The 22,657-nt window shown below is 71.7% G+C and carries 19 protein-coding genes; 6 read left to right on the plus strand and 13 right to left on the minus strand.

Going from position 1 to position 22,657, the window contains the following annotated elements; translation table 11 throughout:
* Positions 1–68 precede the first annotated feature (68 nt).
* Both HPT28_RS04680 and HPT28_RS04685 read right to left on the minus strand, forming a co-directional pair.
* Positions 69–287 (minus strand): DUF397 domain-containing protein, encoded by a 219-nt coding sequence (locus HPT28_RS04680; protein WP_219089519.1) that lies wholly within the window; start codon positions 285–287, stop codon positions 69–71.
* Positions 284–1,114, minus strand: coding sequence for a helix-turn-helix transcriptional regulator (locus tag HPT28_RS04685; protein WP_219089521.1), 831 nt, complete (start codon positions 1,112–1,114; stop codon positions 284–286). The genes HPT28_RS04680 and HPT28_RS04685 overlap by 4 nt, the downstream gene beginning before the upstream one ends.
* A 246-nt stretch (positions 1,115–1,360) precedes the next feature.
* On the opposite strand from HPT28_RS04685, the gene HPT28_RS04690 reads away from it, so the two are divergent.
* The 3 genes from HPT28_RS04690 to HPT28_RS04700 all read left to right on the plus strand — a co-directional run bounded on the left by HPT28_RS04690 (position 1,361) and on the right by HPT28_RS04700 (position 2,314).
* On the plus strand, positions 1,361–1,513 hold the full coding sequence (locus HPT28_RS04690) for a hypothetical protein (protein WP_219089522.1): 153 nt from the start codon (positions 1,361–1,363) through the stop codon (positions 1,511–1,513).
* Entirely contained in the window at positions 1,510–1,791 is a 282-nt protein-coding gene (locus HPT28_RS04695) for a hypothetical protein (protein WP_219089523.1), read from the plus strand. The genes HPT28_RS04690 and HPT28_RS04695 overlap by 4 nt, the downstream gene beginning before the upstream one ends.
* A 136-nt stretch (positions 1,792–1,927) precedes the next feature.
* Positions 1,928–2,314 carry a hypothetical protein gene (locus HPT28_RS04700; protein WP_219089525.1) on the plus strand — a complete coding sequence of 129 codons (387 nt, stop codon included), beginning with the start codon at positions 1,928–1,930 and terminating at the stop codon, positions 2,312–2,314.
* A gap of 70 nt (positions 2,315–2,384) precedes the next feature.
* Here HPT28_RS04700 and HPT28_RS04705 read toward each other — a convergent pair whose 3' ends face one another.
* Both HPT28_RS04705 and HPT28_RS04710 read right to left on the minus strand, forming a co-directional pair.
* Complete coding sequence (locus HPT28_RS04705; RefSeq protein ID WP_219089527.1) at positions 2,385–3,341, minus strand: pirin family protein; 957 nt, start codon at positions 3,339–3,341, stop codon at positions 2,385–2,387.
* Between the two features lie 650 nt (positions 3,342–3,991).
* Positions 3,992–4,531 carry an SseB family protein gene (locus HPT28_RS04710; protein WP_219089529.1) on the minus strand — a complete coding sequence of 180 codons (540 nt, stop codon included), beginning with the start codon at positions 4,529–4,531 and terminating at the stop codon, positions 3,992–3,994.
* A gap of 133 nt (positions 4,532–4,664) precedes the next feature.
* Here HPT28_RS04710 and HPT28_RS04715 point away from each other — a divergent pair, with 133 nt between their 5' ends.
* Complete coding sequence (locus tag HPT28_RS04715; RefSeq protein WP_219089531.1) at positions 4,665–6,491, plus strand: acyl-CoA dehydrogenase; 1,827 nt, start codon at positions 4,665–4,667, stop codon at positions 6,489–6,491.
* A 222-nt stretch (positions 6,492–6,713) separates the two neighbouring features.
* Positions 6,714–8,003 carry a M18 family aminopeptidase gene (locus HPT28_RS04720; protein WP_219089533.1) on the plus strand — a complete coding sequence of 430 codons (1,290 nt, stop codon included), beginning with the start codon at positions 6,714–6,716 and terminating at the stop codon, positions 8,001–8,003.
* 87 nt (positions 8,004–8,090) lie between these two features.
* On the opposite strand, the gene HPT28_RS04725 is transcribed toward HPT28_RS04720, so the two are convergent.
* The 6 genes from HPT28_RS04725 to HPT28_RS04750 form a co-directional block, all read right to left on the minus strand.
* Positions 8,091–10,538, minus strand: coding sequence for a SpoIIE family protein phosphatase (locus tag HPT28_RS04725; RefSeq protein WP_219089535.1), 2,448 nt, complete (start codon positions 10,536–10,538; stop codon positions 8,091–8,093).
* A gap of 269 nt (positions 10,539–10,807) precedes the next feature.
* Positions 10,808–12,652 carry an NHL domain-containing thioredoxin family protein gene (locus HPT28_RS04730; RefSeq protein WP_219089537.1) on the minus strand — a complete coding sequence of 615 codons (1,845 nt, stop codon included), beginning with the start codon at positions 12,650–12,652 and terminating at the stop codon, positions 10,808–10,810.
* Between the two features lie 46 nt (positions 12,653–12,698).
* Entirely contained in the window at positions 12,699–13,721 is a 1,023-nt protein-coding gene (locus tag HPT28_RS04735) for a hypothetical protein (RefSeq protein WP_219089539.1), read from the minus strand.
* A 77-nt stretch (positions 13,722–13,798) separates the two neighbouring features.
* The gene (locus HPT28_RS04740; protein WP_219089541.1) at positions 13,799–16,060 is read right to left on the minus strand and encodes a DUF6571 family protein; all 2,262 of its coding nucleotides are present in this window, start codon (positions 16,058–16,060) and stop codon (positions 13,799–13,801) included.
* A gap of 15 nt (positions 16,061–16,075) precedes the next feature.
* Entirely contained in the window at positions 16,076–16,573 is a 498-nt protein-coding gene (locus HPT28_RS04745; protein WP_219089543.1) for a hypothetical protein, read from the minus strand.
* 79 nt (positions 16,574–16,652) lie between these two features.
* Positions 16,653–17,432 carry a carbon-nitrogen family hydrolase gene (locus HPT28_RS04750; RefSeq protein ID WP_219089545.1) on the minus strand — a complete coding sequence of 260 codons (780 nt, stop codon included), beginning with the start codon at positions 17,430–17,432 and terminating at the stop codon, positions 16,653–16,655.
* 162 nt (positions 17,433–17,594) lie between these two features.
* On the opposite strand from HPT28_RS04750, the gene HPT28_RS04755 reads away from it, so the two are divergent.
* Entirely contained in the window at positions 17,595–18,419 is an 825-nt protein-coding gene (locus tag HPT28_RS04755) for a maleylpyruvate isomerase family mycothiol-dependent enzyme (protein ID WP_219089546.1), read from the plus strand.
* Between the two features lie 80 nt (positions 18,420–18,499).
* On the opposite strand, the gene HPT28_RS04760 is transcribed toward HPT28_RS04755, so the two are convergent.
* From HPT28_RS04760 to HPT28_RS04770, 3 genes are all read right to left on the minus strand, one after another.
* Positions 18,500–19,822, minus strand: a complete 1,323-nt coding sequence (locus HPT28_RS04760) for a nitrate/nitrite transporter (protein ID WP_219089548.1) — start codon at positions 19,820–19,822, stop codon at positions 18,500–18,502.
* Entirely contained in the window at positions 19,819–20,541 is a 723-nt protein-coding gene (locus HPT28_RS04765) for a GntR family transcriptional regulator (RefSeq protein ID WP_219089550.1), read from the minus strand. The genes HPT28_RS04760 and HPT28_RS04765 overlap by 4 nt, the downstream gene beginning before the upstream one ends.
* Before the next feature lie 141 nt (positions 20,542–20,682).
* On the minus strand, positions 20,683–22,383 hold the full coding sequence (locus HPT28_RS04770) for a protein kinase (protein WP_219089551.1): 1,701 nt from the start codon (positions 22,381–22,383) through the stop codon (positions 20,683–20,685).
* Positions 22,384–22,657: the final 274 nt, after the last annotated feature.

Consider the following 22,657-nt stretch of genomic DNA (forward strand, 5'->3'; position numbering starts at 1 on the left):
GTCGGCCCCGCCACTCCCACTGGAGTCGCGGGGCCTCCTGCCGCCTGGAACAGCGGAAACGGCAGCCGCTACGCGCCCAACTCTCCCCGCTTGACGGCCCCCACGAAGTCGCCCCAGCCATCCGCCTCGAAGACGAGCGCCGGGCCGCTCGGCACCTTGCTGTCGCGCACCGGGACAACGCCCGCGCTGACGTAGGCCGGTGCCCACTCAACGCAGCTGCCGCCCCCGTTGCCGCTGTAGCTCGACTTGACCCATTCTGCCTGGGAAAGATCGGGGTTGGTACTCATGTCAAGAGTTCCTCCATCACGGCCCGAATGAACGCCGCCGAGTCCTTCGGCGACAGGGCGCACGCCCTGAGCAGATCGTATGCCCGCTGGCGCTCCGTAACCGTTCCCACGTCCTCGATGAGGGTGCCGGTCGTGATGGCCTCTTCGTAGGCCACCTGAGCGCCACCGTCCAAGGTCATCAGTGTGAGCGTGCCACCCAAGAGGGCATGTCCCCCGTGTGCGAACGGGAGAACCTGGACGACGCTGTTCGGTGTGAGCGTCAGAGCTTCGAGCTTCGCCAACTGCTCGTGCATCACGGCAGAACCACCGTAGGCGCGTCGCAGCACGGCTTCATCCAGAATCAGAGACAGGTCCGGCGGAGGGTCCGCGAGCAGCAGAGCTTGCCGACTCATACGGGCCGTGAACAGCTCTTCGATCTCGTCGGGGGCCGCCTTCGGATTGGACTCCACGAACTGCGCTCGCGCGTAGTCCTTCGTCTGGACAAGCCCCGGGACGATTTGACCGGCGTACTCCGCGATGAGCCGCGCTCGAGCCTCGATTTCCATCCTGCGCTGGAACTGATCGGGATGGATCTCCTTGCTGGCCAGCCGGTACAGCTCCTCGAAGATGCCGTCGGTACCGAAGGCGACGTCCAGCCGGGCCGGTAGGTCGGGTGGCGGCATCGATTCCGCCGTCTCGATGCGGGACAGGTGGCTACGGCTGATGTTCACCACCTCTGACAGGGCCTCAAGACTCATACCCGCGCGCTCCCGTAGGGCGCGCATCTTCGCGCCGAACAAGTGCCGGGCGCTCCGGTCGGGTGTCAGTTCACGCGGACGGGCGGGCATGGTCCTTCTCCGATCTCCCAGAAGACCACGGGGGACATAAACGCCTACTCATCGGCGCCGTGGAGCGCAACGCTTCGAGTACACAGGGTAATTGAACCTGTACAGGGATGTCAGTCGAACCAACGGAGAAGCGGACATGACGACGGCAGGCAGGCGGCGGACGGCGGCCGGGTGGATCAGAGACGCGGAGTCGGCGCGTGCGCTTGCCGCCGCCCTCCAGACCGGCGAGGCCACCGGGGTGGAACGGTGACCGCCGAGTCCCCGCAACCGCCGAGGAAGCCCCAGGAGCAGCTCGGCGAGCGACAGAACGGCCGGTCGGCCGGGGACGAACTCGCCGACCGGCTCAGGAAGCTGGCGGAAGAGATCACGGAGCACCTGGAAAGGCTGAGGAAGAAGTGACCCCCGACAGCTCCGCGTTCCGGGACTTCCATGTCCACGCGGGCGAGGAGCCGGACGCCGAAACCATCACGGCCACGATGCTGTGCGTCGCGTGCGGACAGTTCGGCCCCACGGCCGAAGCGGCGCGGGAGCGCACGCCGGAAGCACAGGGGAAAGCGGCGCTCGAAGCTCAGAAGGCCGCTGCCTCCTGGGTGGAGACACACCACGAGCACGAGCCCCAACACCTCGCGTTCCGGCTCTTGGTGAGCCTCCCGTATCGGCTTGTCCCCGGAGTCTGAGATGACGCGTTTCGTGGACGGCTACGGGCGCGACGTCGTACGGCTTCGACGTGGCACGACCAGACGGGGAACCCCGGCGGGCGCTGGAACACCCCCGGGGTTTGGCCACCAGCAACCCCGTGGAAGGACCGGCGACGTGCGCCACCTTGTCGAGCGTGCCTTCGCGGCGTGCCTCCGCGCCCTCCTCTCTCGCGTCCTCCCCGCGTCCGGCCGCCGACGCCGGGCCCACGGGGAGCCGCACATCCCGGCCCGTGAGCCCCTGGGCCGGTGGCGGAACGCCGAAGAGCCGCTCAGGCCCCGCTTCACCCATCGGAGTCCGTACGCGGCCGAGAGCGCCGCACCGGCCGTCGTCGAGGACGGAACCCGCCTCGTCCGGTGGTACGTCGTCATCGCCGAGTCCGCCGCGTGGCTGGACCAGGTGAGGGCGGAGCGGCGGAACGCGCTCCTGCCCGCGCTGGAGGGCGTCGACGTCGGGCCCGACGTGATGCACGGCGTACGCGCCCCCGTGACCACGGCGGGATAGCCCACGTCGCGGCCCGCACGGACGGAGCCCCGTCCGCCACTCGCGTGGGCGGAGACGGCGCCGGCCGCCGTCAGGCGGCGTCGGCCGGGATCGTGCCCAGCCGCCCCGCCTGGAAGTCGTCGAAGGCCTGGGCCAGTTCGGCGTGGCTGTTCATGACGAAGGGACCGTAGTGCGCCATCGGCTCGCGGATCGGCAGCCCGCCCAGCAGGACCACCTCGAAGTTCGCGCTCCGCGAGTCCTGCGCCGCGTCGGCGCGGATCGTCAGCGACGCTCCGTCGCCGAAGACGACCGACTGGCCCATCCGGAACGGACGGCGCTCCGCGCCCGCCGAGCCGCTGCCCGCGAGGCCGTAGGCGAGGGCGTTGAAGTCCGCCCGCCAGGGCAGGGTGACCTCCGCCCCCGGGCTCACCGAGGCGTGGATCATCGTGATGGGGGTGTGGGTGGCCCCGGGCCCGGCATGGCCGCCGAGGTCGCCCGCGATCAGCCGCAGCAGCGCGCCGCCGTCCTGCGAGGCGAGCAGCTTCACCGTGCCGCCGCGGATGTCCTGGTACTTGGGCACGATCATCTTGTCCCGGGCGGGCAGGTTGACCCAGAGCTGGAGGCCGTGGAAGAGGCCACCGGACATCACCAGCTCCTCGGGCGGAGACTCGATGTGAAGCAGCCCGCTCCCCGCGGTCATCCACTGGGTGTCGCCGTCGGTGATGACCCCGCCGCCACCGTGCGAGTCCTGATGCACGAAGGTGCCGTCGATGATGTAGGTGACGGTCTCGAAGCCACGGTGGGGGTGCCAGGGGGTTCCCTTCGGCTCTCCCGCCTCGTAGTCCACCTCTCCCATCTGGTCCATCATGATGAACGGGTCGAGGTAGTCGTACTTGATCCCGGCGAAGGCGCGGCGCACGGGGAAGCCCTCGCCTTCGAGGCCGCTGGGTGCCGTGGTGACGGCGAGCACGGGTCGGGCCGCGGCCCGGTCCGGGGACGCGGCGACGCGCGGCAGGGTGAGCGGGTTCTCGGCGGTGATCGCGGGCATGGCTGACCTCCTCGGTCGATGCCTCCAATGTAGTTGAACATTGAACGTCAACCAAGAGTCAGCTATTCCGGGCCACGGCACGAGCACGGCACAGGAGGCGCGGAAGGGCACCCGGCCCCGCCCGAAGGGGCAGGAGACGGACGAGGGAGCCGACGCGAGCCGACACGGCAGTCAAGGGCTGATCACAGGGGCGCCCACGGCCGTGGGGCCACGGCAGGGGCACCCAGAGACCCTGGCGGCCCGGGCGACGACGGGCGCCGTCAGACCGGCGCGGACCCCCGGGCGCCCGCCACGCCGCCCCACCGGTCCGCCCCCCGCCTTGGCAGAACGAGACGCCCCCGGCGCCCCCGCTACCGCAGCAGGCCGTCCGGCGACGAGAGGCGGGGGACACGGAGACTCACGAGCGACACCCCCGGGGACGGGAGAGAGCCGCCCTGGAGCGGAGACGACGACCGCCACCGCCGACGCCGCACCCGCTCAACGGCACAGGGCAGGGCGCGCCCGCCGGAAGCGAGACGGAGCCGGAGACGAACAGGCACCGCCACCCACGGCGACGGAAGGGAACCCCCCGAGGAAGCCCACCGGCCGCCACCACCGACGCCGCACCACCTCAACCCGCACCACCGACGCCGTACCACCTCAACCCGCACCTAGTAGTACATACGCTGCATGGCGAAATCCACCATCTCCTCGACCGCCTTGGCGTCGAAGACGACCCGGTGGTCACCCTCCATGTCGAGGACGAATCCGTAGCCGGTCGGCAGGAGGTCCAGCACCTCGGCGCCGGTGATCACGAAGTAGCGGGACTCCTTGCCGGCGTACGAGCGCAACTCCTTCAGCGAGGTGAACATGGGGATCACGGGCTGCTGGGTGTTGTGCAGCGCCAGGAAGCCCGGGGTCTCGCCGCGCGGGCAGTAGACGCGGGCGCCGTGGAAGATGCCCTGGAACTCCTCCGGCGAGAGGGCTCCGGTGGCGAAGCCGCGGACGGCGTCGGCCAGGGAGGGCGGGGAGGGCTCCGGGTAGTGCTGCGGCGGGGGCGGCGCCTGCGCACCGGGCGGGGGCTGGCCGCCGGGAGGCGGAGCAGTGTGCGGGGGCGACCCACCGTACTGGTGGGGCACCCCGTGGGGCGGCGCCCCGTACCCCGGCGGCGGAGGCGGCGCGCCGTACGCGTTCTGCTCGTAGCCGTACATGGGTAGAAGCGTATCGAGTCACATCTGAGCGGGTTGGGGTTGCTTCTTATTACCCGCCGGTAGCATGATGGGGCTACTAACTGGTACGCATCCGGAGGACTCTGCCCTCCCCGTCCCTACGGAGCCTGCGCCCATGGGCCACTACAAGTCGAATCTGCGCGACATCGAGTTCAACCTGTTCGAGGTCCTCGGCCGCGAGTCCGTGTACGGCAACGGGCCGTTCGCCGAGATGGACGTGGAGACCGCCAAGAGCGTGCTCTCCGAGATCGCGCGCCTGTCGGAGAACGAGCTGGCCGCCTCCTTCGAGGACGCCGACCGCAACCCGCCGGTCTTCGACCCCGAGACGAACACCGCCCCCGTCCCGGCCTCCTTCAAGAAGAGCTACCAGGCGTACATGGACGCCGAGTGGTGGCGGCTGGGCATCCCGGAGGAGATCGGCGGCACCACGGCCCCGCGCTCGCTCCTGTGGGGCTTCGCCGAGACGATCCTCGGTGCCAACCCGGCCGTGTGGATGTACTCCTCCGGCCCGGCCTTCGCGGGCATCCTCTTCGAGGAGGGCACCGAGGAGCAGGCCAAGATCGCGCAGGTCGCGGTCGACCGCCAGTGGGGCTCCACCATGGTGCTCACCGAGCCGGACGCCGGTTCGGACGTCGGCGCGGGCCGCACGAAGGCCATCCGCCAGGAGGACGGCAGCTGGCACATCGAGGGCGTGAAGCGCTTCATCACCTCCGGTGAGCACGACATGTCCGAGAACATCATCCACTACGTGCTCGCCCGCCCCGAGGGCGCCGGCCCGGGCACCAAGGGCCTGTCCCTGTTCGTCGTGCCGAAGTACGAGTTCGACTGGGAGACCGGCGAGCTGGGCGAGCGCAACGGCGTCTACGCCACGAACGTCGAGCACAAGATGGGCCTCAAGGCCTCCAACACCTGCGAGATGACCTTCGGCGACAAGCACCCGGCCAAGGGCTGGCTGCTGGGCGAGAAGCACGACGGCATCCGCCAGATGTTCAAGATCATCGAGTTCGCGCGGATGATGGTCGGCACGAAGGCCATCGCCACCCTCTCCACCGGCTACCTCAACGCGCTGGAGTACGCCAAGGAGCGCGTCCAGGGCGCCGACCTGACCCAGTTCACGGACAAGACGGCCCCGCGCGTCACCATCACGCACCACCCGGACGTGCGCCGTTCGCTGATGACGCAGAAGGCGTACGCCGAGGGCATGCGCGCCCTGGTGCTCTACACCGCCTCCGTGCAGGACGAGATCCTGATCAAGGAGGCCGCCGGCGAGGACGCCTCCGCCGAGCACCGCCTGAACGACCTGCTGCTGCCGATCGTCAAGGGCTACGGCTCGGAGAAGTCCTACGAGCAGCTCGCGCAGTCGCTCCAGACCTTCGGCGGCTCCGGGTACCTGCAGGAGTACCCGATCGAGCAGTACATCCGGGACGCCAAGATCGACACCCTCTACGAGGGCACGACGGCGATCCAGGGTCAGGACTTCTTCTTCCGCAAGATCGTCCGCGACCAGGGCCAGGCCCTGACCGCGCTCTCCGAGGAGATCAAGAAGTTCCTGGCCGAGGCCTCGGGCGGCGAGGAGCTGGCGGGGGCGCGCGAGCACCTGGCGAAGGCGGCCGCGGACCTGGAGGCCATGGTCGGCACCCTGCTGACCGACCTGGCGGCCACCGAGAAGGACGTCAAGTCGCTCTACAAGGTGGGCCTGAACACCACCCGCTTCCTGATGGCCTCCGGCGACGTGGTCGTCGGCTACCTGCTGCTGCGCGGTGCCGCCGTGGCCGCCGCGAAGCTGGCGGACGCTCCGGCGAAGGACAAGGCCTTCTACACGGGCAAGATCGCCGCGGCGAAGTTCTTCGCCGCGAACGTCCTGCCGGGCGTGGGCGTCGAGCGCGAGATGGCCGAGGCCGTCGACCTGTCCATCATGGAGCTGGACGAGGACGCTTTCTGAGCACCGCGTCGGTGAACTGACGCGCCGCGCTGACGCCCCGGGCCGACGCGCGACCTGGACGGCGGCGGTCCCACACCCGGTCGGGGGGTGTGGGACCGCCGCCTTCGTACGGCGCACAGGCCCGGGGCCGCCCCTCCCCGCCCCTCGTCCGACGCCGCGCGACCTGTGCGTTCGACCCACGGCCGAGCGGGCGGGGAGAAACGCATCCGTATGCTGGACCGCATGCAGCAGCACCACGGCCGGTTCGACCGTCGCCACACCGACGACCTCCTGTCCTTCCTGGCCGCCTCGCCCACCCCCTACCACGCGGTGGCGAACGCGGCTGAGCGCCTGGAGAAGGCGGGCTTCCGCGCCGTGTCCGAGAGGGACGCCTGGGACGGCGCGACGGGCGGGCGGTACGTCGTGCGCGGCGGCGCCCTGATCGCCTGGTACGTGCCGGAGGGCGCGACACCGGCCACCCCCTTCCGGATTGTCGGCGCCCACACCGACTCGCCCAACCTCCGCGTCAAGCCCCAGCCGGACACCGGGGCCCACGGCTGGCGGCAGCTCGCCGTCGAGATCTACGGCGGCACACTGCTCAACACCTGGCTCGACCGGGACCTCGGCCTGGCCGGACGGCTCGCCCTGCGGGACGGCGGCAGCCGGCTCGTCAACGTCGACCGGCCCCTCCTGCGCGTCCCGCAGCTCGCCATCCACCTCGACCGCGGCGTCAACGACGGGCTCAAGCTCGACCGGCAGCGCCACATGACGCCCGTGTGGGGCCTGGGCGAGGCCCAGGAGGGCGACCTCCTCGAGTTCCTCGCCGAGGAGACGGGGCTGGACCGCTCGGACATCACCGGCTGGGACCTGATGCTGCACAGCGTCGAGGCCCCCGCCTACCTCGGGCGCGACCGGGAGCTGATCGCCGCCCCCCGGATGGACAACCTCCTGTCGGTGCACGCCGGCGCGGCGGCCCTGACCGCCGCCGCGGAGAGCTCGCCGCCGTACATCCCGGTGCTCGCGGCCTTCGACCACGAGGAGAACGGCAGCCAGTCGGACACCGGCGCCGAGGGCCCGCTGCTCGGCAACGTACTGGAACGTTCCGTCTTCGCCCGCGGCGGCGGCTACGAGGACCGGGCGCGCGCCTACGCGGGCACCGTCTGCCTGTCCTCCGACACCGGCCACGCGGTGCACCCGAACTACTCCGAGCGGCACGACCCGACGCACCACCCCAAGCCGAACGGCGGGCCGATCCTCAAGGTCAACGTCAACCAGCGCTACGCGACCGACGCGGGCGGACGGGCCGTCTTCACCGCCGCCTGCGAGCGGGCCGGGGTGCCGTGGCAGACGTTCGTGTCCAACAACGCGGTGCCCTGCGGCACCACCATCGGGCCGATCACCGCGGCCCGGCACGGCATCGCCACCGTGGACATCGGCGTCGCCATGCTGTCCATGCACTCGGCCCGCGAGCTGGCCGGTGCTGAGGACCCGCACCTGCTGGCGGCCACGCTCGCCGCGTTCCTGGAGAGCTGACGCGGAGAACGGCCCTCTGCCCCGGGGCGAGCCGGCCGGCCCCCGCCGTCGCGCAGACCTCCCCGTCGCGGAGCGCGGGGCACGGCCTCACAGCCACGCGGTGGTGCCGGGCGGCGTGAGGAGCTGCTCGGTCCAGATGGTCTTGCCGCGCCGCGTGTACCGGCTGCCCCAGCGGTGGGTGAGCTGGGCGACGAGGTACAGCCCGCGCCCGCCCTCGTCCGTGGCCCGGGCCCGGCGCATCCGCGGCTGCGTGCTGCTCAGGTCGGAGACCTCGCAGATCAGCGTGTCGGCACGGGTCAGCCGCAGCTCCACCGGGCCCCCGCCGCCGTAGCGCACGGCGTTGGTGATCAACTCGCTCGTCACCAGCTCGGTGGTGAACGTCAGCGCGTCCAGCCCCCAGGCGCCCAGCTGGGCCGTCGCCAGCTCCCGGGCCTCGGGGACGGACGCCGGGTCGGCGGCCAGCGTCCAGGCGGCCGTGTCCTCGTGGGCGACGCCCCGTGTCCGCGCCAGCAGCAGGGTGACGTCGTCCGAGAGCGGCTCGTCCGGCAGGCCGCCGACGATGCGCTCGGCCGTCCGCACGAGGGGCTGCCGCACCGGGTCCGCTTCCCGCAGGTGCCGCGCCAGCTGCGCCATGCCCTCGCCGATGTCGCCGCGCGCCAGCTCCACCAGGCCGTCGGTGTACAGCGCGAGCACGCTGCCCTGCGGCACGTTCAGCTCGACCGGCTCGAACGGCAGCGCGCTCACCCCCAGCGGCGGCCCCGGCTGCACGTCCACATAGCTGACCTCACCGTCCGCCGTGACCAGCGCGGGCGGCGGATGCCCGGCACTGGCGCACACACAGCGCCGCGTGACCGGGTCGTACACCGCGTACAGGCAGGTCGCGCCCAGCGACTCCCGCGTCTGCTGCCGTCCCTCGTCGCTGGAGGCCACGTCGAGCTGCGTGACGAGGTCGTCCAGGTGGGAGAGCAGCTCCTCCGGGTCCAGGTCGAGGTCGGCGAGGGTGCGCACGGCCGTGCGCAGCCGGCCCATCGTGACGGTGGCCTGGAGGCCGTGCCCCACGACGTCCCCGACCACCAGCCCCACCCGCGCCGAGGACAGCGGGATGACGTCGAACCAGTCGCCACTGACGCCGCCGCCCCCGGCCCCCGCCGGGAGATACAGGCTCGCCGTCTCCACCGCCGCCATCGACGCCGTCGAGGGCGGCAGCAGACTCCGCTGCAGACTCACCGCGGCCCGGTGCTCGCGGGTGTAGCGCCGGGCGTTGTCGACCGCCAGCCCCGCCCGGGCGGCGATCTCCTCCAGCAGCGCCAGCTCCTCGGCCGTGAACGGCGAGGGGCTGCTCGTACGCCACAGCGTGACGTTGCCCAGGAACGCGCCCCGGGCCCGCAGCGGCGCGCTCAGCGCGCTGTGCGCACCCGGCACGCGCGGCGCCCAGTAGTGCGGGGCCGCCGTCTCCGCCCGGGGCTCCGTCTCCCGCTCCGGCCCCGTCACCGACGGGTGCGGCAGATCGCCGAGGATGATGCCTCCCGCCGAGTCCCCCGTCGGCGGGCGCACGGTGACGAGGGCGCTCGTGGGCAGCGTGTCCGGGTCGACGTCACCGGCCACGGCCGTACGCCTCAGCGTCAGCTCCCCGTTGCGGCTCGGCACCGGCTCGTCGCCGCCCAGCACCTCCTCGGCCAGCCCCACCACCACGCAGTCGGCCATGGCGGGCACCAGCACGTCGGCCAGGTCCTCCGTCGTCCGGGTCACCGACAGCTCCGAGCCGAGCACCGCCGTCGCCCGGTGCAGCAGATCCAGCCGCCGCCCGGCCTCCTCGTGCTGGGTGACGTCGGTGAAGGCCGCGGCGGCGCCCATGAGCCGACCACTCGTACTGCGCAGCCGGAAGCCCGACACCGACAGCAGCCTGCCCTCGCGCGGGTCCACCAGCGTCCGCAGCCGCAGGTTCGCCCCCAGGACGGGCTCGCCCGTCGTCATGATGATCTGGAGCCACTCCTCCAGCGCCGCCGCGTCGGGCGGCTGGAGCAGCGCCTTGAGACGCAGCCCGGACACGTCCCCCGGCATCCCGCTGTACGGGAAGAGGGGAAGGTTCGTGCGGACGATGCGCAGCTCCGGGTCGAACAGCGCCAGCCCGATCCGCTCCTGCGCGAAGAGGCCCTCGACCAGCGAGTAGTTCTGCCGCCAGCGGGACAGGTGCTCGGCCCGGGCCGCGAGCACCAGATGGCTCGGCGCCTCGTCCGCGCCCGCCCGCAGCAGGATCACGCGCACGCCGACGGGCAGCTCGTGGCCGTCCGCGTGGCGCAGCACGACCTCGCCCTCCCAGGACGCCCCCACACACTGCTCCCGCACCCGCGGCCAGTCCTCCGGATCCGCGAGCAGCTCGCGCACCGGCCTGCCACAGACCTCCTCCGCCGTCCAGCCGAGCAGCTCACGCGCCGTCTCGCCCCAGCTCTCCACGGTGCGGCCCCCGGCCACCACCGCCGCGGCGAGGCTGGACAGCGAGAACTGCTGGGCGGACACAGGGTCGGCAGGCGCCATCGCGGTGCACCTCGCTCGGGGACGCGACTACGCCCATGGTCTCCCAGGCCCCGGCACCCCGCACGGCATCGGCGCCGTCCGAACCGTCCGCCCCTTCGCGGGGTCGGCTGTGACGCGAAGGGACCCCGCCCATGACACGGCCGTGAAACTCCCGTACGAGAGTTACTTCCCACGGGGGAAACGGGGGTAACGGGGGTAACGGGGGCAGAGGGGCGCACCGCCTGGCGGTGCGCCCCTCTGTGTATCGCCGAGCCGGACGGCGTGCGGGCTCAGGGCTGGGCGCCGCCGTCGGCCCCGCCCTCGTCCATGCCCGCCAGCACCAGCGGCAGCCGCCCCGCGCCCGAGGCCGTCTGCCGCACGGGCACGCCCCAGTCCTGCTGGTGCATGTGGCAGGCCGGGTAGGGATTCTCCGGATCGTCGTCACAGGACGCGGCCATCGCCGACACGTGCAGGACGCCCTCGCCCACGCTCGGGTCCAGCACCAGCTCGCGGCGCAGGTCGGTGCCCTGCCCCGCGCCCTCCACCAGCAGCTCCGGCGGCGTCGCGCCCACCAGCAGCCTGCTGGCCGGCCCGTACCGGGTGTCCAGCTTCTGCCCCGGGGGCGGGCTGAACACCACGTCCAGCGTCAACGCGCCCTCCGCCACCTCCGTGGCCTCCCGCCGCGTCCGGTGCGCCACCGCCGCGACCGCCACCGCCTCCTCCGGCAGCCGCAACCGCGTCAACCGGTGCCGCGCCGACTCGACGACGACGATCTCACCCGCGCCGTCGTCCCCGGCCGGCAGCACCGCCGCCGAGGGCTCCCGCAGGTCCGTCGCCACCGTGCTCACCTCGTCCGTCACCGGGTCGTAGCGGCGCAGGGCGTGGTTGTAGGTGTCGCTGACCGCCACCGAGCCGTCCGGCAGCGCGGTGACGCCCAGCGGGTGCTGGAGCAGCGCCTGCCCGGCCGGACCGTCCCGGTGGCCGAAGTCGAAGAGCCCGGCCCCCACCGCGGTGTGCACCACCCGCTCCCGGTCCAGCCAGCGCAGCGCCGACGTCTCCGAGTCCGCGATCCACAGCCGCTCCTCCGTGGCCGCCAGCCCCGAGGGCTGCGCGAACCACGCCTCCGCCGCCGGGCCGTCCACCAGCCCCTCGTTCGTCGTCCCCGCCGCCGCCGCGACGACGCCCCCCTCCGGGTCGTACGTCCACAGCTGGTGGACACCCGCCATCGCGATCCACAGCACCCCGTCGAACCACGCCACGTCCCACGGGGACGACAGCGCCACCTCGCGCGCCGGGCCCTCGGTGGCCGAGCCCTGCCACCACTGCCGCCCGGTACCCGCCAGCGTCCGCACCTCACCGGTGGCCAGGTCCAGCTCCCGCAGCGCGTGGTTCACCGTGTCGGCGACGACGACCGTGCCCCCGGGCAGGAACGCGAGCCCCTGCGGCTCGCTGAACCGCGCCACGTCGGCCGGACCGTCGGCCAGCCCCCGCTCCCCGGTGCCGATGCGCCGGACCACGGTCTCCCCGTCCGCCTCCAGCTCCACCAGGGCGTGCCGGGTGGAGTCCGAGACCAGGAAGCCGCCGCCCGGCAGCGCCAGCGCCTTGCCCGGGAACCGCAGATCCGTGGCCACGGGCTCGGGCGGGACGTAGGGCCCGTCCCCGCGCCGCAGCGTCCCCTTCGCCGCGTGCTCGGCCTCCAGCTCGCCCACCAGTGCCTCGATGGCGTGCGCGTGCCCCTCCCCGGCGTGCTGCGCGACGACGTACCCCTCCGGGTCGATGACGACCAGCGTCGGCCAGGCCCGCACCGCGTACTGCTTCCACGTCGCCAGCTCCGGGTCGTCCAGCACCGGATGCGCCACCTCGTACCGCTCGACGGCGTCCACCAGCGCCTGGTGCTCCGCCTCGTGCGCGAACTTCGGCGAGTGCACGCCGACGATCACCACACTGTCCCGGTGCTTCTCCTCCAGCTCCCGCAACTCGTCCAGCACGTGGAGGCAGTTGATACAGCAGAAGGTCCAGAAATCGAGGATCACCGTCCGTCCGCGCAGGTCGGCGAGGGACAGCTCCTTGCCTCCGGTGTTGAGCCAGGATCGGCCGCTCAGCTCCGGGGCACGCACACGGGCACGCTTCGTCATACGCCCCAGGGTGCCACCCCGCGCGCCCCCACCGGGCGCGCGGGGACTACTCCGGCACCGGACAGCCCAGGGACGTCTTCGCGGCGGCCAGGAAGTCCTGGTACAGCTCCTCCTTCGGCTTCAGCCGCGTCTCGGCGAGCTTCTGGCCCCGCTCCATGCTCGGCGGCGGGTCCTCGGCCCGCACGGCTCCGAAAGCCATGATCGCCAGGTACTTCTCGCCGGAGCAGGTCAGCAACTCCGCCCGGGTGTTCTCGTTGTCGCGGTGCGTGGCGGGGTCGTACGAGTCGATGGCCTGTTGGTGGGTGGTGAGGGCGAACGCGACGGCGGGCTGGGCCTCCTCGCCGTCGAGTTCCCGCCCCACGACACAGCTCCAGCTGTCGCCTGCGTCGCCCACAACCGTCTGCTCCAACGCCGGGCCGCTGTCCTGAGGCCGGGGCACGGTGAATCCGGGGAGCGCACAGTGGTCGCCATCCGGGAGGGGCCGCGGCGACGGCTTCTCCGGAACATCGCCGGACCACCGGAATTCCTTCGTGCCGCACCCCTTGAGCTCGGCCATGGTCGAGGCGTACGAGACGAGCGCCTTCGCCAGGTCCGGCTGCGGAGGCGCGGGCAGGTTGCCCCAGCACGCCTGCCGCAGCTTGAGGACCACCTGAACGGGGTCGCTCTGGGAGGGGAACTTCTCGGCGCACGCGTCGGGCAGCAGCACCACGCCGTACCCTCGCTCCGTCCAGCCGCTGACGCCGGAGCCGAGGGGGGTGGCATCGTTGTACCAGTTGGCGCCGATCGGCGTCGGTCGATACGGGCCTTCCTCCCACGCCGTCGAGGTCATGAACTCCGCGATGTCACCGCTGGGCAGCCTCACACTGCAACGGAACAGGTTCGTGGTTCCGTCGACGGTCGGCACGTCCGCACCACGCGCTGGAACCTCGTAGCCGCTCCAGGACGGCGTGTAGTCACCAGGGTCCCCACCGGCCAGGAGAACGACCGTTTCGCGGGACAGGTAGCCCTCGCAATGCTCCGGTTCCGGCTCTTCCTCGCCCATGGCCCAGTAGGCGGCGCCACCGATCACGGCGCCGAGCGATACGAGGACAACGGCTATTGCGGGGAGCCGGGTCAGCGGGTGCCACCGGGACCCGCCGGTGTTGCTCAATCCCGGTCCCCCGTCGAACCCTCGGAGTCGTGGATGGCCGACGAGTAGTTGGTGGAGGCCCTCTCCAAGATCTCCTCCTGAAACGGCACGTCGCGCATGTCCTCATTGCCCAGACCCTGCGCCTCGGCCTGGACCGTGAACATTTCCTCCAGGCGGGGGTAGCCCTTGCTCCGGTAGTACTCGATGAGATCCTCCGTGGTCTTGTCCGTGATCTCATTGTTGAGGTTCTCCGCGTGCTGCCCGGCGCCGATGTCAATGAGGCGTTGGATGGTGTCACCGAAGATCGGGGTGCCGGTCACCAGGGCGCCGGCGGCGTGGTATTGGTACGTCTTGTTCCAGTTGTTCTGGCTGATCTCGTCGTCCCGGTGTGAACCGAGCACGTCGGCGCGGATGTGGTCGAGGGCTCCCATGACCTGGCCGCTCTCTCGGGCCACTTCTCTCGCGTCATCGCTGCCTGTTCGGAGATCCTCCCCGCTGAGCGCGTGGACGTCTCCGGCGATGACCTCCATCTGGGAGTCATGGATGGTGCGGAACGCGGTGCCGTCCTCGGCAACGCCTCGGATGAACTGGTTCATCGTGGAGCGGTCGATCTCGATGTCGTTCATCTCGGTGGGCAGGTTGCCGCGCACGCCGAGGACGTCGTGGACGTCCTGCGGGTAGAAGGCGAGGGCGTTGGCGAAGTTCTGGCGCATGTTCTCGGGGATGGCGCCCTTGTCGATCTTCGCGACCTCGGCGTATTCCGTGACGACGTGCTCCAGCACCCGGATCTCGGCGGGGCTGTGCTTGGCGAAGTCCTCCGAGCCCTCGGTGCCGGGGACGTTGCCGGTCATCGCGGCCTCCAGCGCGGCGCCGAAGCCGGTACGGGTGTCGGCGTCCTCGATGTCGGGGCCGCCGGGGATCTCATGGGTCTTTCCGTAGCCCTTGGACGTGTCGACGATCTCCCAGTCACGATCGTGCTCCAGGTACTGGAGGCGGTCCTTGCCCGCTTCGGTGCCGGGGTCGAGGTAGGCGGTCGCGGCGGCCGGGTCCTTGCTCATGATGCCGAGCACGCCGTCGAGGGGGTCGTTGGCGAACCAGCCCTTGCGACTGTCGTCGAACGTGCCGTCCTTCTGCTGCTCGCCCGCGAAGGTGCCCTTCAGGTCCCAGATGCCCTTGTCCCCGCCCCTGTCCTCGTCCTCCGCGGCGCGGATGTCGTCGGCGAGGTCGTGGAGGAACTGGTCGTCGTAGCCGCTGCCCTGCTGCATGAGGGTGACGATGCTCTGGTAGCCGCGAACGTCCTGGGCGTCGGTGTGGTCGTAGTCCGTGAAGTCGACCTCGTACTGCTTGACGCCGGCCTCCTTGAGGTCCTCGCGCCACTGCTCGTAGAACTTCTTGTCCGCCGCCGTGTCCTTGCCGTCGACGGTGGTGGCCGTGCGCAGGACGTTGGCCAGGTGGCCGTCGAGAGCGAGGTGGCGCTTCTTGTTGCCCGGGTCATCGACGTACGCCCGCTCGGACAGCTCGTTGTGCACGCGGATCGTGCCCTCGGGGCCGCCCAGCGACGTGAGGAGGGTGCGGCTGAACTCCGGGTCGTTCTCGTTGGCCGCCATGATGCGGTTGAGCTCCGCGCGCTCCTTGTCGCTGAGCTTCTCGCCGTCCTGGATCTTGTCGTACAGCTCGCTCGCCCGGGCTGCGCGCGCCTCGCCGATGTCGTCCTTGAGGGAGCTGTTGAACCCGCCGATCGGCCCGCCGTCGGCCGGCTCCGCCATCAGGGCCTTCTTGATGTTGGCGTCGGCCGTCTGCACCGCCTCGACGGCCTTGGCTATCTTCCCGTTCCAGAGGTCCTCGAGCTGGGTGCGCAGGGTGGCGTCCTGGCGGTACCGGTGCTGGTGTTCGCCTGGGATCTTGTCGAAGTTGATGGTGCAGCGGCCCTCGGGGCCGACGTTCAGCCAGGACTGTTCGGCGTCCTCCGCGGCGTCGATGACGGCCTGCCGCAGGGGCTTGAGGATCTCGTAGGCGTCCTGGAGCATCCCGCCGACGGCCTTGGCCTCGTCGCGGGCGGCGGCGTACTCGCCCTGGGTGATCGTCGCCTGGTTGAGGAAAACGCTGGCGCCCTGGCCGGTCCAGGTGCGGTTGTTGTCCGCCCATACGGCGTCGTGGACGTGGTCGCGGTAGTTGTCGTGCAGCTCGCCGAACCGTTTCCCCATGTTCTTCCACGCCGTCGCGGCCTCGTGGAGGGAGGACAGGTCGGTGCTGATGATCTTCTCGTAGTCAACGGGCATGTCCGGGGCGCTTCCTCACAGGTCCGCGATGGGGCTGACGAACGGCGTGGGGCCGGGCCGCGTCCAGGGGTTCTCGCCGGCCGCCCCGGCTTCCAGCTCCGGCGTGATGAGGCCGCGGAGCGCGGACTCCGTCTCCAGCTCGTTGTTCGAGAAGAGGATTCCGGTGTTGCGCAGGCCCTGCAGCTCGGCCTCGATGCGGCCCTTGAGCTGCCGGAGGGCCGTCTCCCACTGCTCCCTGCGGTGGGAGATGCCGGCTTCCAGCTCCCAGCCCCGCAGCGCGCCCGGACTGATCGCGCTCGGCACGTTGGGATCGCCCGTCATGGCGTTGTTGTCCGTGTCGGCCATGACCCCGGCCTTGTTGGTGTCCGGGCCGAGGTGCTTCTCGACGTACTCGGCCGCGGCCTTCTGCTGCGGCACCGACCACCCCACGTCGGGCCCGGCCGGCCCCAGCGGGCCGGGGCCGTCGGCGAGCCGGTTGAGCCGCGTGCCGTTGTTCCCCTCGGTGTCAGACATCCGTACCCCCGTTGTTCGGCGTCAGGACGGCGCGCGTGGCACCGCACAGCGTCGAGCATAGCCAGGGGAGCGGCGAAGACTACAGCACGCGATCCTTGAGGGCGGGGAACTCCGAGCGAACCGTGCCAACTTGACCGAGATCGAGCTCTGCGGTGAGGACGCCCGGCTCGTCATGCGGGAGCTCGGCGACGGTCTCGCCCCAGGGGTCGAAGACGACGCTGTGGCCGAACTGGGGGACACCCGCGTGGGTTCCGGCGGTGCCGCAGGCCAGGACGTAGCACTGGTTCTCGACGGCGCGGGCGCGGGCGAGGAGCGTCCAGTGGGCCCCACGGGCGGCGGGCCAACCGGCGGGGAGGACGAGGACCTGGGCACCCGCGTCGGTGAGGGCCCGGAACAGCTCGGGGAAGCGCAGGTCGTAGCAGGTGGCCAGGCCCAGCGTGGTGTCCGCGGCGTGGAGGGTGACGGGGGCGGTGCCGGCGGAGAGCAGGGTGGCCTCGCCGCGGTCGAAGCCGAAGCGGTGGATCTTGCGGTAGGTGGCGGCGAGGGTGCCGTCGGGGGCGAAGACGAGGGCGGTGTTGTAGAGGGCGCCGTCGGGAGCGCGCTCGATGACGGAGCCCGCGTGCAGCCAGACGCCGGCGTCGCGGGCGGCGGCGGACATCGCCTGGGCGGTGGGACCGTCGGCGGCGGGCTCGGCGGCGGCCTCGAAGGCGCGGAAGGCGAAGGCGCCGACGGGCCACAGTTCGGGGAGGACGACGAGATCGGAGCCGGACTGTTCGCGGACGAGCGCGGCGGCCTGGGTGCGGCGGGCCTCGACCGAGTCGTCCGGATCGACGTGGAATTGGATGAGTGAGGTGCGCATGGTCGGGTGCTCCCTTGGGTCGCAGGTCCACGCCGGGCGCCGGGTAACGCGTCGAAGCGCCTACGATCGTCACGCAAAAGCGGTGCCCGGGTGCCCGTTCGCAGACTAACTTGAAGGACATCCGCCCGCGAACAGATCCGTACCGTTGCCACGAGGGGCCCAGTGACCGAGCACCCGAGCCTTCAACCCTACGTCGACGCCTGGACTCATTCTGTCGAAGCCATATCCGAGCTGGTGCAGCCGCTCGTCGAGGGCGAGTGGAACCGCGCCACGTCTGTTCCGGGGTGGTCGGTGCGGGACATCGTCTCGCACGTGATCGGCCTCGAGTGCGAACTGCTGGGCGACCCGCGCCCGATCCACACGCTGCCCCGCGACCTGTACCACGTCAAGGACGAGACGAGCCGCCGCATGGAGGTGCAGGTCGACGTCCGGCGGCACCACACCGGGCCGGAGATGACCAGCGAGCTCGAGTACACGGTCATCCGGCGGTCCCGGCAGCTGCGGAACGACAAGCGCGCGCCCGACGCGGTGCTGCGGCATCCGCTGGGGCACGAGATCGCCTTCGTGGATCTGCTCCGGGAGCGTGCCTTCGACGTGTGGGCGCACGAGCAGGACCTGCGGCGTGCGCTGGGGAAGCCGGGCAACCTGGACGCGCCGGGCGCGCAGGTGGCGCGGGACGTGTTCTTCGAGGCGCTGCCGGACGTCGTCGCGCGGCGGGCCTCGGCGCCGAAGAACTCGGCGGTGGTGTTCGACGTGACGGGTCCGGTGGAGTTCATGCGGACCGTGCGGGTGGACCGGGAGGGCAGGGCGACGATCGACGGCAGCCCCTCCCTCGGCCCGGCGGTGACGTTCGCGCTGGACTGGGAGACGTACGTGCGGCTGGCGTGTGGCCGGGTGCGTCCGCAGGCGGTGGCGGAGCGGGTCAAGGTCGAGGGCGACCAGCGGCTCGCGGACGCGATCCTGGCCAATTTCGCGGTGACGGCGTGAGGGTTCCGGCGGCGTGAGGGTGCGGAGGGGTTGACGGCGCGGAGGACGTGACGTCGTGACGGCGTACCCGGCCGTGGGCGTCACGTCTGCGCGGGGACGTGCACGGCCTCCACGCGGCTGGCGACGATCCGTTCCCGCTCCCTGCGGTGCGCCCGTCCGCGCAGCCGCAGGATCTGGCTGACCCCGAGGGCCTGGAGGACGAAGACGGCGGAGAACGCGATGCGGTAGTCGTCGCCGGTGAGGTCGAGGAGCACGCCGACGGCGAGCAGCGTCGTCATGGAGGCCGTGAAACCACCCATGTTGACGATTCCGGAGGCCGTGCCCTGACGCTCGGGCGGGTTGGCGGGCCGCGCGAAGTCGAAGCCGATCATGGACGCGGGGCCGCAGGCGCCGAGGACGAGGCACAGCGTCACCAGGACCTCCATCGGGGCCCGCCCCGGCCAGGCGATGACAACGGCCCACAGCAGCGCGGTGGCGCCGACGGTGCCCAGGGCGAGTGGCGTCCTGGCCCGGTGGTGACGGGCGATGGTCTGCCCGTAGACGAGGCCGATGACCATGTTGGACAGCACCACGGCGGTGAGCAGGATGCCCGCCGTCCCGATGTCGAGCCCCTGCGCCTCGACGAGGAAGGGCAGCCCCCACAGCAGCATGAACACCATGGCCGGGAACTGTGCGGTGAAGTGCACCCACATGCCCAGCCGGGTGCCGGGCTCGGCCCAGGCGGCGGCGATCTGCCGTCGCACGTAGCCGGGTTGGCCGTGGTGCGTGGGGTCGGGCTGCTGCCCGGGGGGCGCGTCCCGGAGCAGGGAGAGGACGAGGAGCAGCGCGAGAAGCCCGCCGATGGCGCTGCCCGCGAAGGTGGGGGTCCAGCCGAAGGCGGCCAGGACGCGGGCGAGGACGAGCGTGGTGACGAGGTTGCCGGCCATGCCGATGAGCCCGGCGAGCTGGGCGACGAGCGGGCCGCGGCGGGCGGGGAACCAGCGGGCGCCGAGCCGCAGCACGCTGATGAACGTCATGGCGTCGCCGCAACCGAGGAGGGCGCGGCAGCCGAGGGCCAGGGGGTAGGAGTCGGCGAGGGCGAAGCCGAACTGGCCGATGGTGAACAGGACGATGCCGAGGCTGAGCACCTTGCGCGTACCCCAGCGGTCCACCAGAAGGCCGACGGGTATCTGCATGCCCGCGTAGACCATGAGCTGGAGGAGGGAGAAGGTGGACAGCGCGGAGGCGTTGACGTCGAAGCGCTCGGCGGCCTCGATGCCCGCGACGCCGAGGCTGGTGCGGTAGGTGACGGCGAGGAAGTAGACGGCGACGCCGATGCTCCACATGGCCACGGCGCGGGGGCCGCCGGTCGGGTCGCCGGGGAGCCGGGGCGGCGGGGCCTTCGCGGGGGTGCCCGCCGTCATCGGACGTCGCCCCGGAGCAGGGCGCGCACGGAGCCGACGTGCCGGTGGACGGCGGCCACGGCGGCATCGGCGTCCCCGGCGCGCAGGGCGTCCAGGATCTCGGTGTGTTCGGCGAGGTTCTGGGCGATGCGGCCGGGGTGGGCGTGCATGACGGCGACGCCCATGCGGAGTTGGCGGTCGCGGAGCTGGTCGTAGAGGCGGGTGAGGATCTGGTTGCCGGTGCCGCGGACGATGGCGGCGTGGAAGCACCGGTCGACGACGGCGACCTGGGCGAGGTCGCCGGCCCGCGCGAGCTCCCGCTGCCGCTCCAGCAGTTCCTCCAGTTCGGCGACGAGTGCGGGGGTGGCGGGTCGCCGGGCGGCGTGCTCCTCGACGAGCAGCCGGGTCTCGACGACGTCGCCGATCTCCTGGGCGGAGACGGGCAGGACGAGGGCGCCCTTCTTCGGGTAGAGCCGCAGGAGCCCCTCGGCCTCCAGCCGCAGGAGGGCCTCGCGGACGGGGGTGCGGGAGACGCCGACGGCCTCCGCCAGCTCGCCCTCGGTGAGCAGCATGCCGCCCTCGTACCGACGGTCCAGGACGGCCTGCTTGACGTGGGCGTAAACGCGCTCTGCGGCGGGCGGCGCCTTGCCCGATGTCGGGCCGGGGGTCGGGCCCGGGGACGAGCCGGGGAAGGGAGCGGGCGCGGTGGGCGTGGCGGCGGAACCCCGGGACGTCGACATGCGCACACCATAGATACAACAGCACCCCGCGCGGGCCCGCTTCCGCGATGTGGACCCGACCTGAACACCCGGGCCCGACCGGGAACGCGCGAAAGCGGCCCGCCATGAACGACGGGCCGCCTTCGGGGAAGAGCGGGAGGCTCAGCCCTCCTTGCCGGTGGAGACGGTCAGCTCGACCTTGTCCTCCTCCGGGTCGAAGGGCCGGTAAGCCTCGGGCTTCTGCTCCAGGACGGTGTTCTTGCCGTAGATGGCCTCGTCCTCGTAGGTGATGTCGGTGTCGAGCGTCCAGCCCGCCAGGCGGATGCAGTCCTTCACGGAGTCGATGTGCTTGAAGGTGAGGTCCGGCATGGAGACCGGGGCGTTCTCGCTCTCCTCGTCGTCGAGCGAGTAGTCCCGGGCCTCGGTGCACTTCTCGGCGTCGATCGTCCGGGACTTGTCCTCGTCCTTGAACTTCGGCTTGTCGTCGGCGGGCTCGTGCTCGGGCTCCGAGGTGGGGTCCGTCGGGGTGTTCCCGCTGGGCTCCGGCAGGGCGGACGGGGACGTCTTCGCCTCGGGCTCCTCGTCGTCACCGCCGGACAGCTGGCCGACGAGGACGAGCGCGACGATGATCACGACGGCGGTGACAGCCGCCACGGCGACGATGAGCAGGCTGCGGTTGCCGCCGCCCCCCGTGCCGCCGCCGGAGGCCGGGACGGGGGTGGCCGGTCCCCCCGGGCCGACGGGACCGCCCGGCTGCATGGAGTAGGCGGGCGTCGGGTAGCCCTGCGGCTGACCGGGCGGCGGGGTCGAGGGGCCGAAGCCCTGCGGCGGGTAGGCGTAGCCGCCCTGGCCCATCGGCTGGGTGGGCGGCGGCGGGGTGCCGGTGGAGCTGACCGGCGGGAAGACGGACTGGGCGACGCCGGCGCCGCTGTTCTGGCCGGGGCCGCCGGCGACGATGACCGGCGCCACGCCCGTCGTCGCCCCGGAGCCGCTGATGCGCAGGGTCTCGGTGCGCATGGCCTGGGCGCTCGGGAACCGCTCGTTGGGGTTCTTCCGCAGCGCGCGGGCGACGAGCGCGTCGACCGCCGGGGGCAGCGCCTGGTTGATGGAGGACGGCGGGGCCGGCTCCTCCTGGACGTGCGCGTAGGCGATGGCCAGGGGGGAGTCGGCGTCGAAGGGCAGCCGGCCGGTCAGCAGCTCGAAGAGCATGATACCGGTGGTGTAGAGGTCCGAGCGGGCGTCCACGCCGCGGCCGAGCGCCTGCTCCGGGGAGAGGTACTGGGGCGTGCCGACGACCATGCCCGTCTGGGTCATCGATGTCACGCCGGACTGCATGGCGCGGGCGATGCCGAAGTCCATGACCTTGACCACGCCACGCTTGGTGAGCATGACGTTGCCGGGCTTGATGTCACGGTGGACGAGGCCCACCTCATGGCTGACGTCCAGAGCGGCCAGCACGTCGGCGGTGACCTGGAGCGCCTTCTCGGGAGGCATCGCGCCGTACTGGCGGATGTCCTCGTCGAGTTCGTTGCGCAGCGGCTTGCCGTCGACGTACTCCATGACGATGAACGGCACCGGCGCGCCGTCGATCGTGTCCTCGCCCGAGTCGAAGACGGAGACGATGTTGGTGTGCGTGAGCTTCGCGACAGCCTGCGCCTCGCGGCGGAAGCGCTCGCGGAACGCGGCCTCGCGGCCCAGTTCCGAGTGCAGCGTCTTGACCGCGACCTGACGGTCGAGCACGCCGTCGTAGGCGAGGTAGACGGAGGCCATGCCACCCGCGCCGAGGAGTTCCCGCACCTGGTAGCGGTTACCGACGGTGCGGCCTTCGAAGTTCGTCGGCTGCCCGCCACCGGCATCGGTCATCTGGCTGCTCCCCCTCGGCGCCGCAGCCCGCGGCCGGGCCAGTCTCGCGCATGTACGGTTGCTACTGCGGGGATTCTTCCCCCCGGATACCAGCCAAGTCTGCCTCAGGGGTGCGGCGAGTCAAGCCGCGTGCCCGTTCCGTGATCCGATGCACGGATGGTCGGGCGCCGGGCCGACGGCGGGGCGGACCCCGGCCACCGGGCGGACGCGACTTGCCAGCGCCATCCCGAAGCGGATTGGATGGCCCTTCCTTCTCCCCCACACGCGCGCCCGC

The organism is Streptomyces sp. JJ38, from assembly GCF_019303475.1.
In the GTDB taxonomy this organism is placed as follows: Bacteria; Actinomycetota; Actinomycetes; order Streptomycetales; family Streptomycetaceae; genus Streptomyces.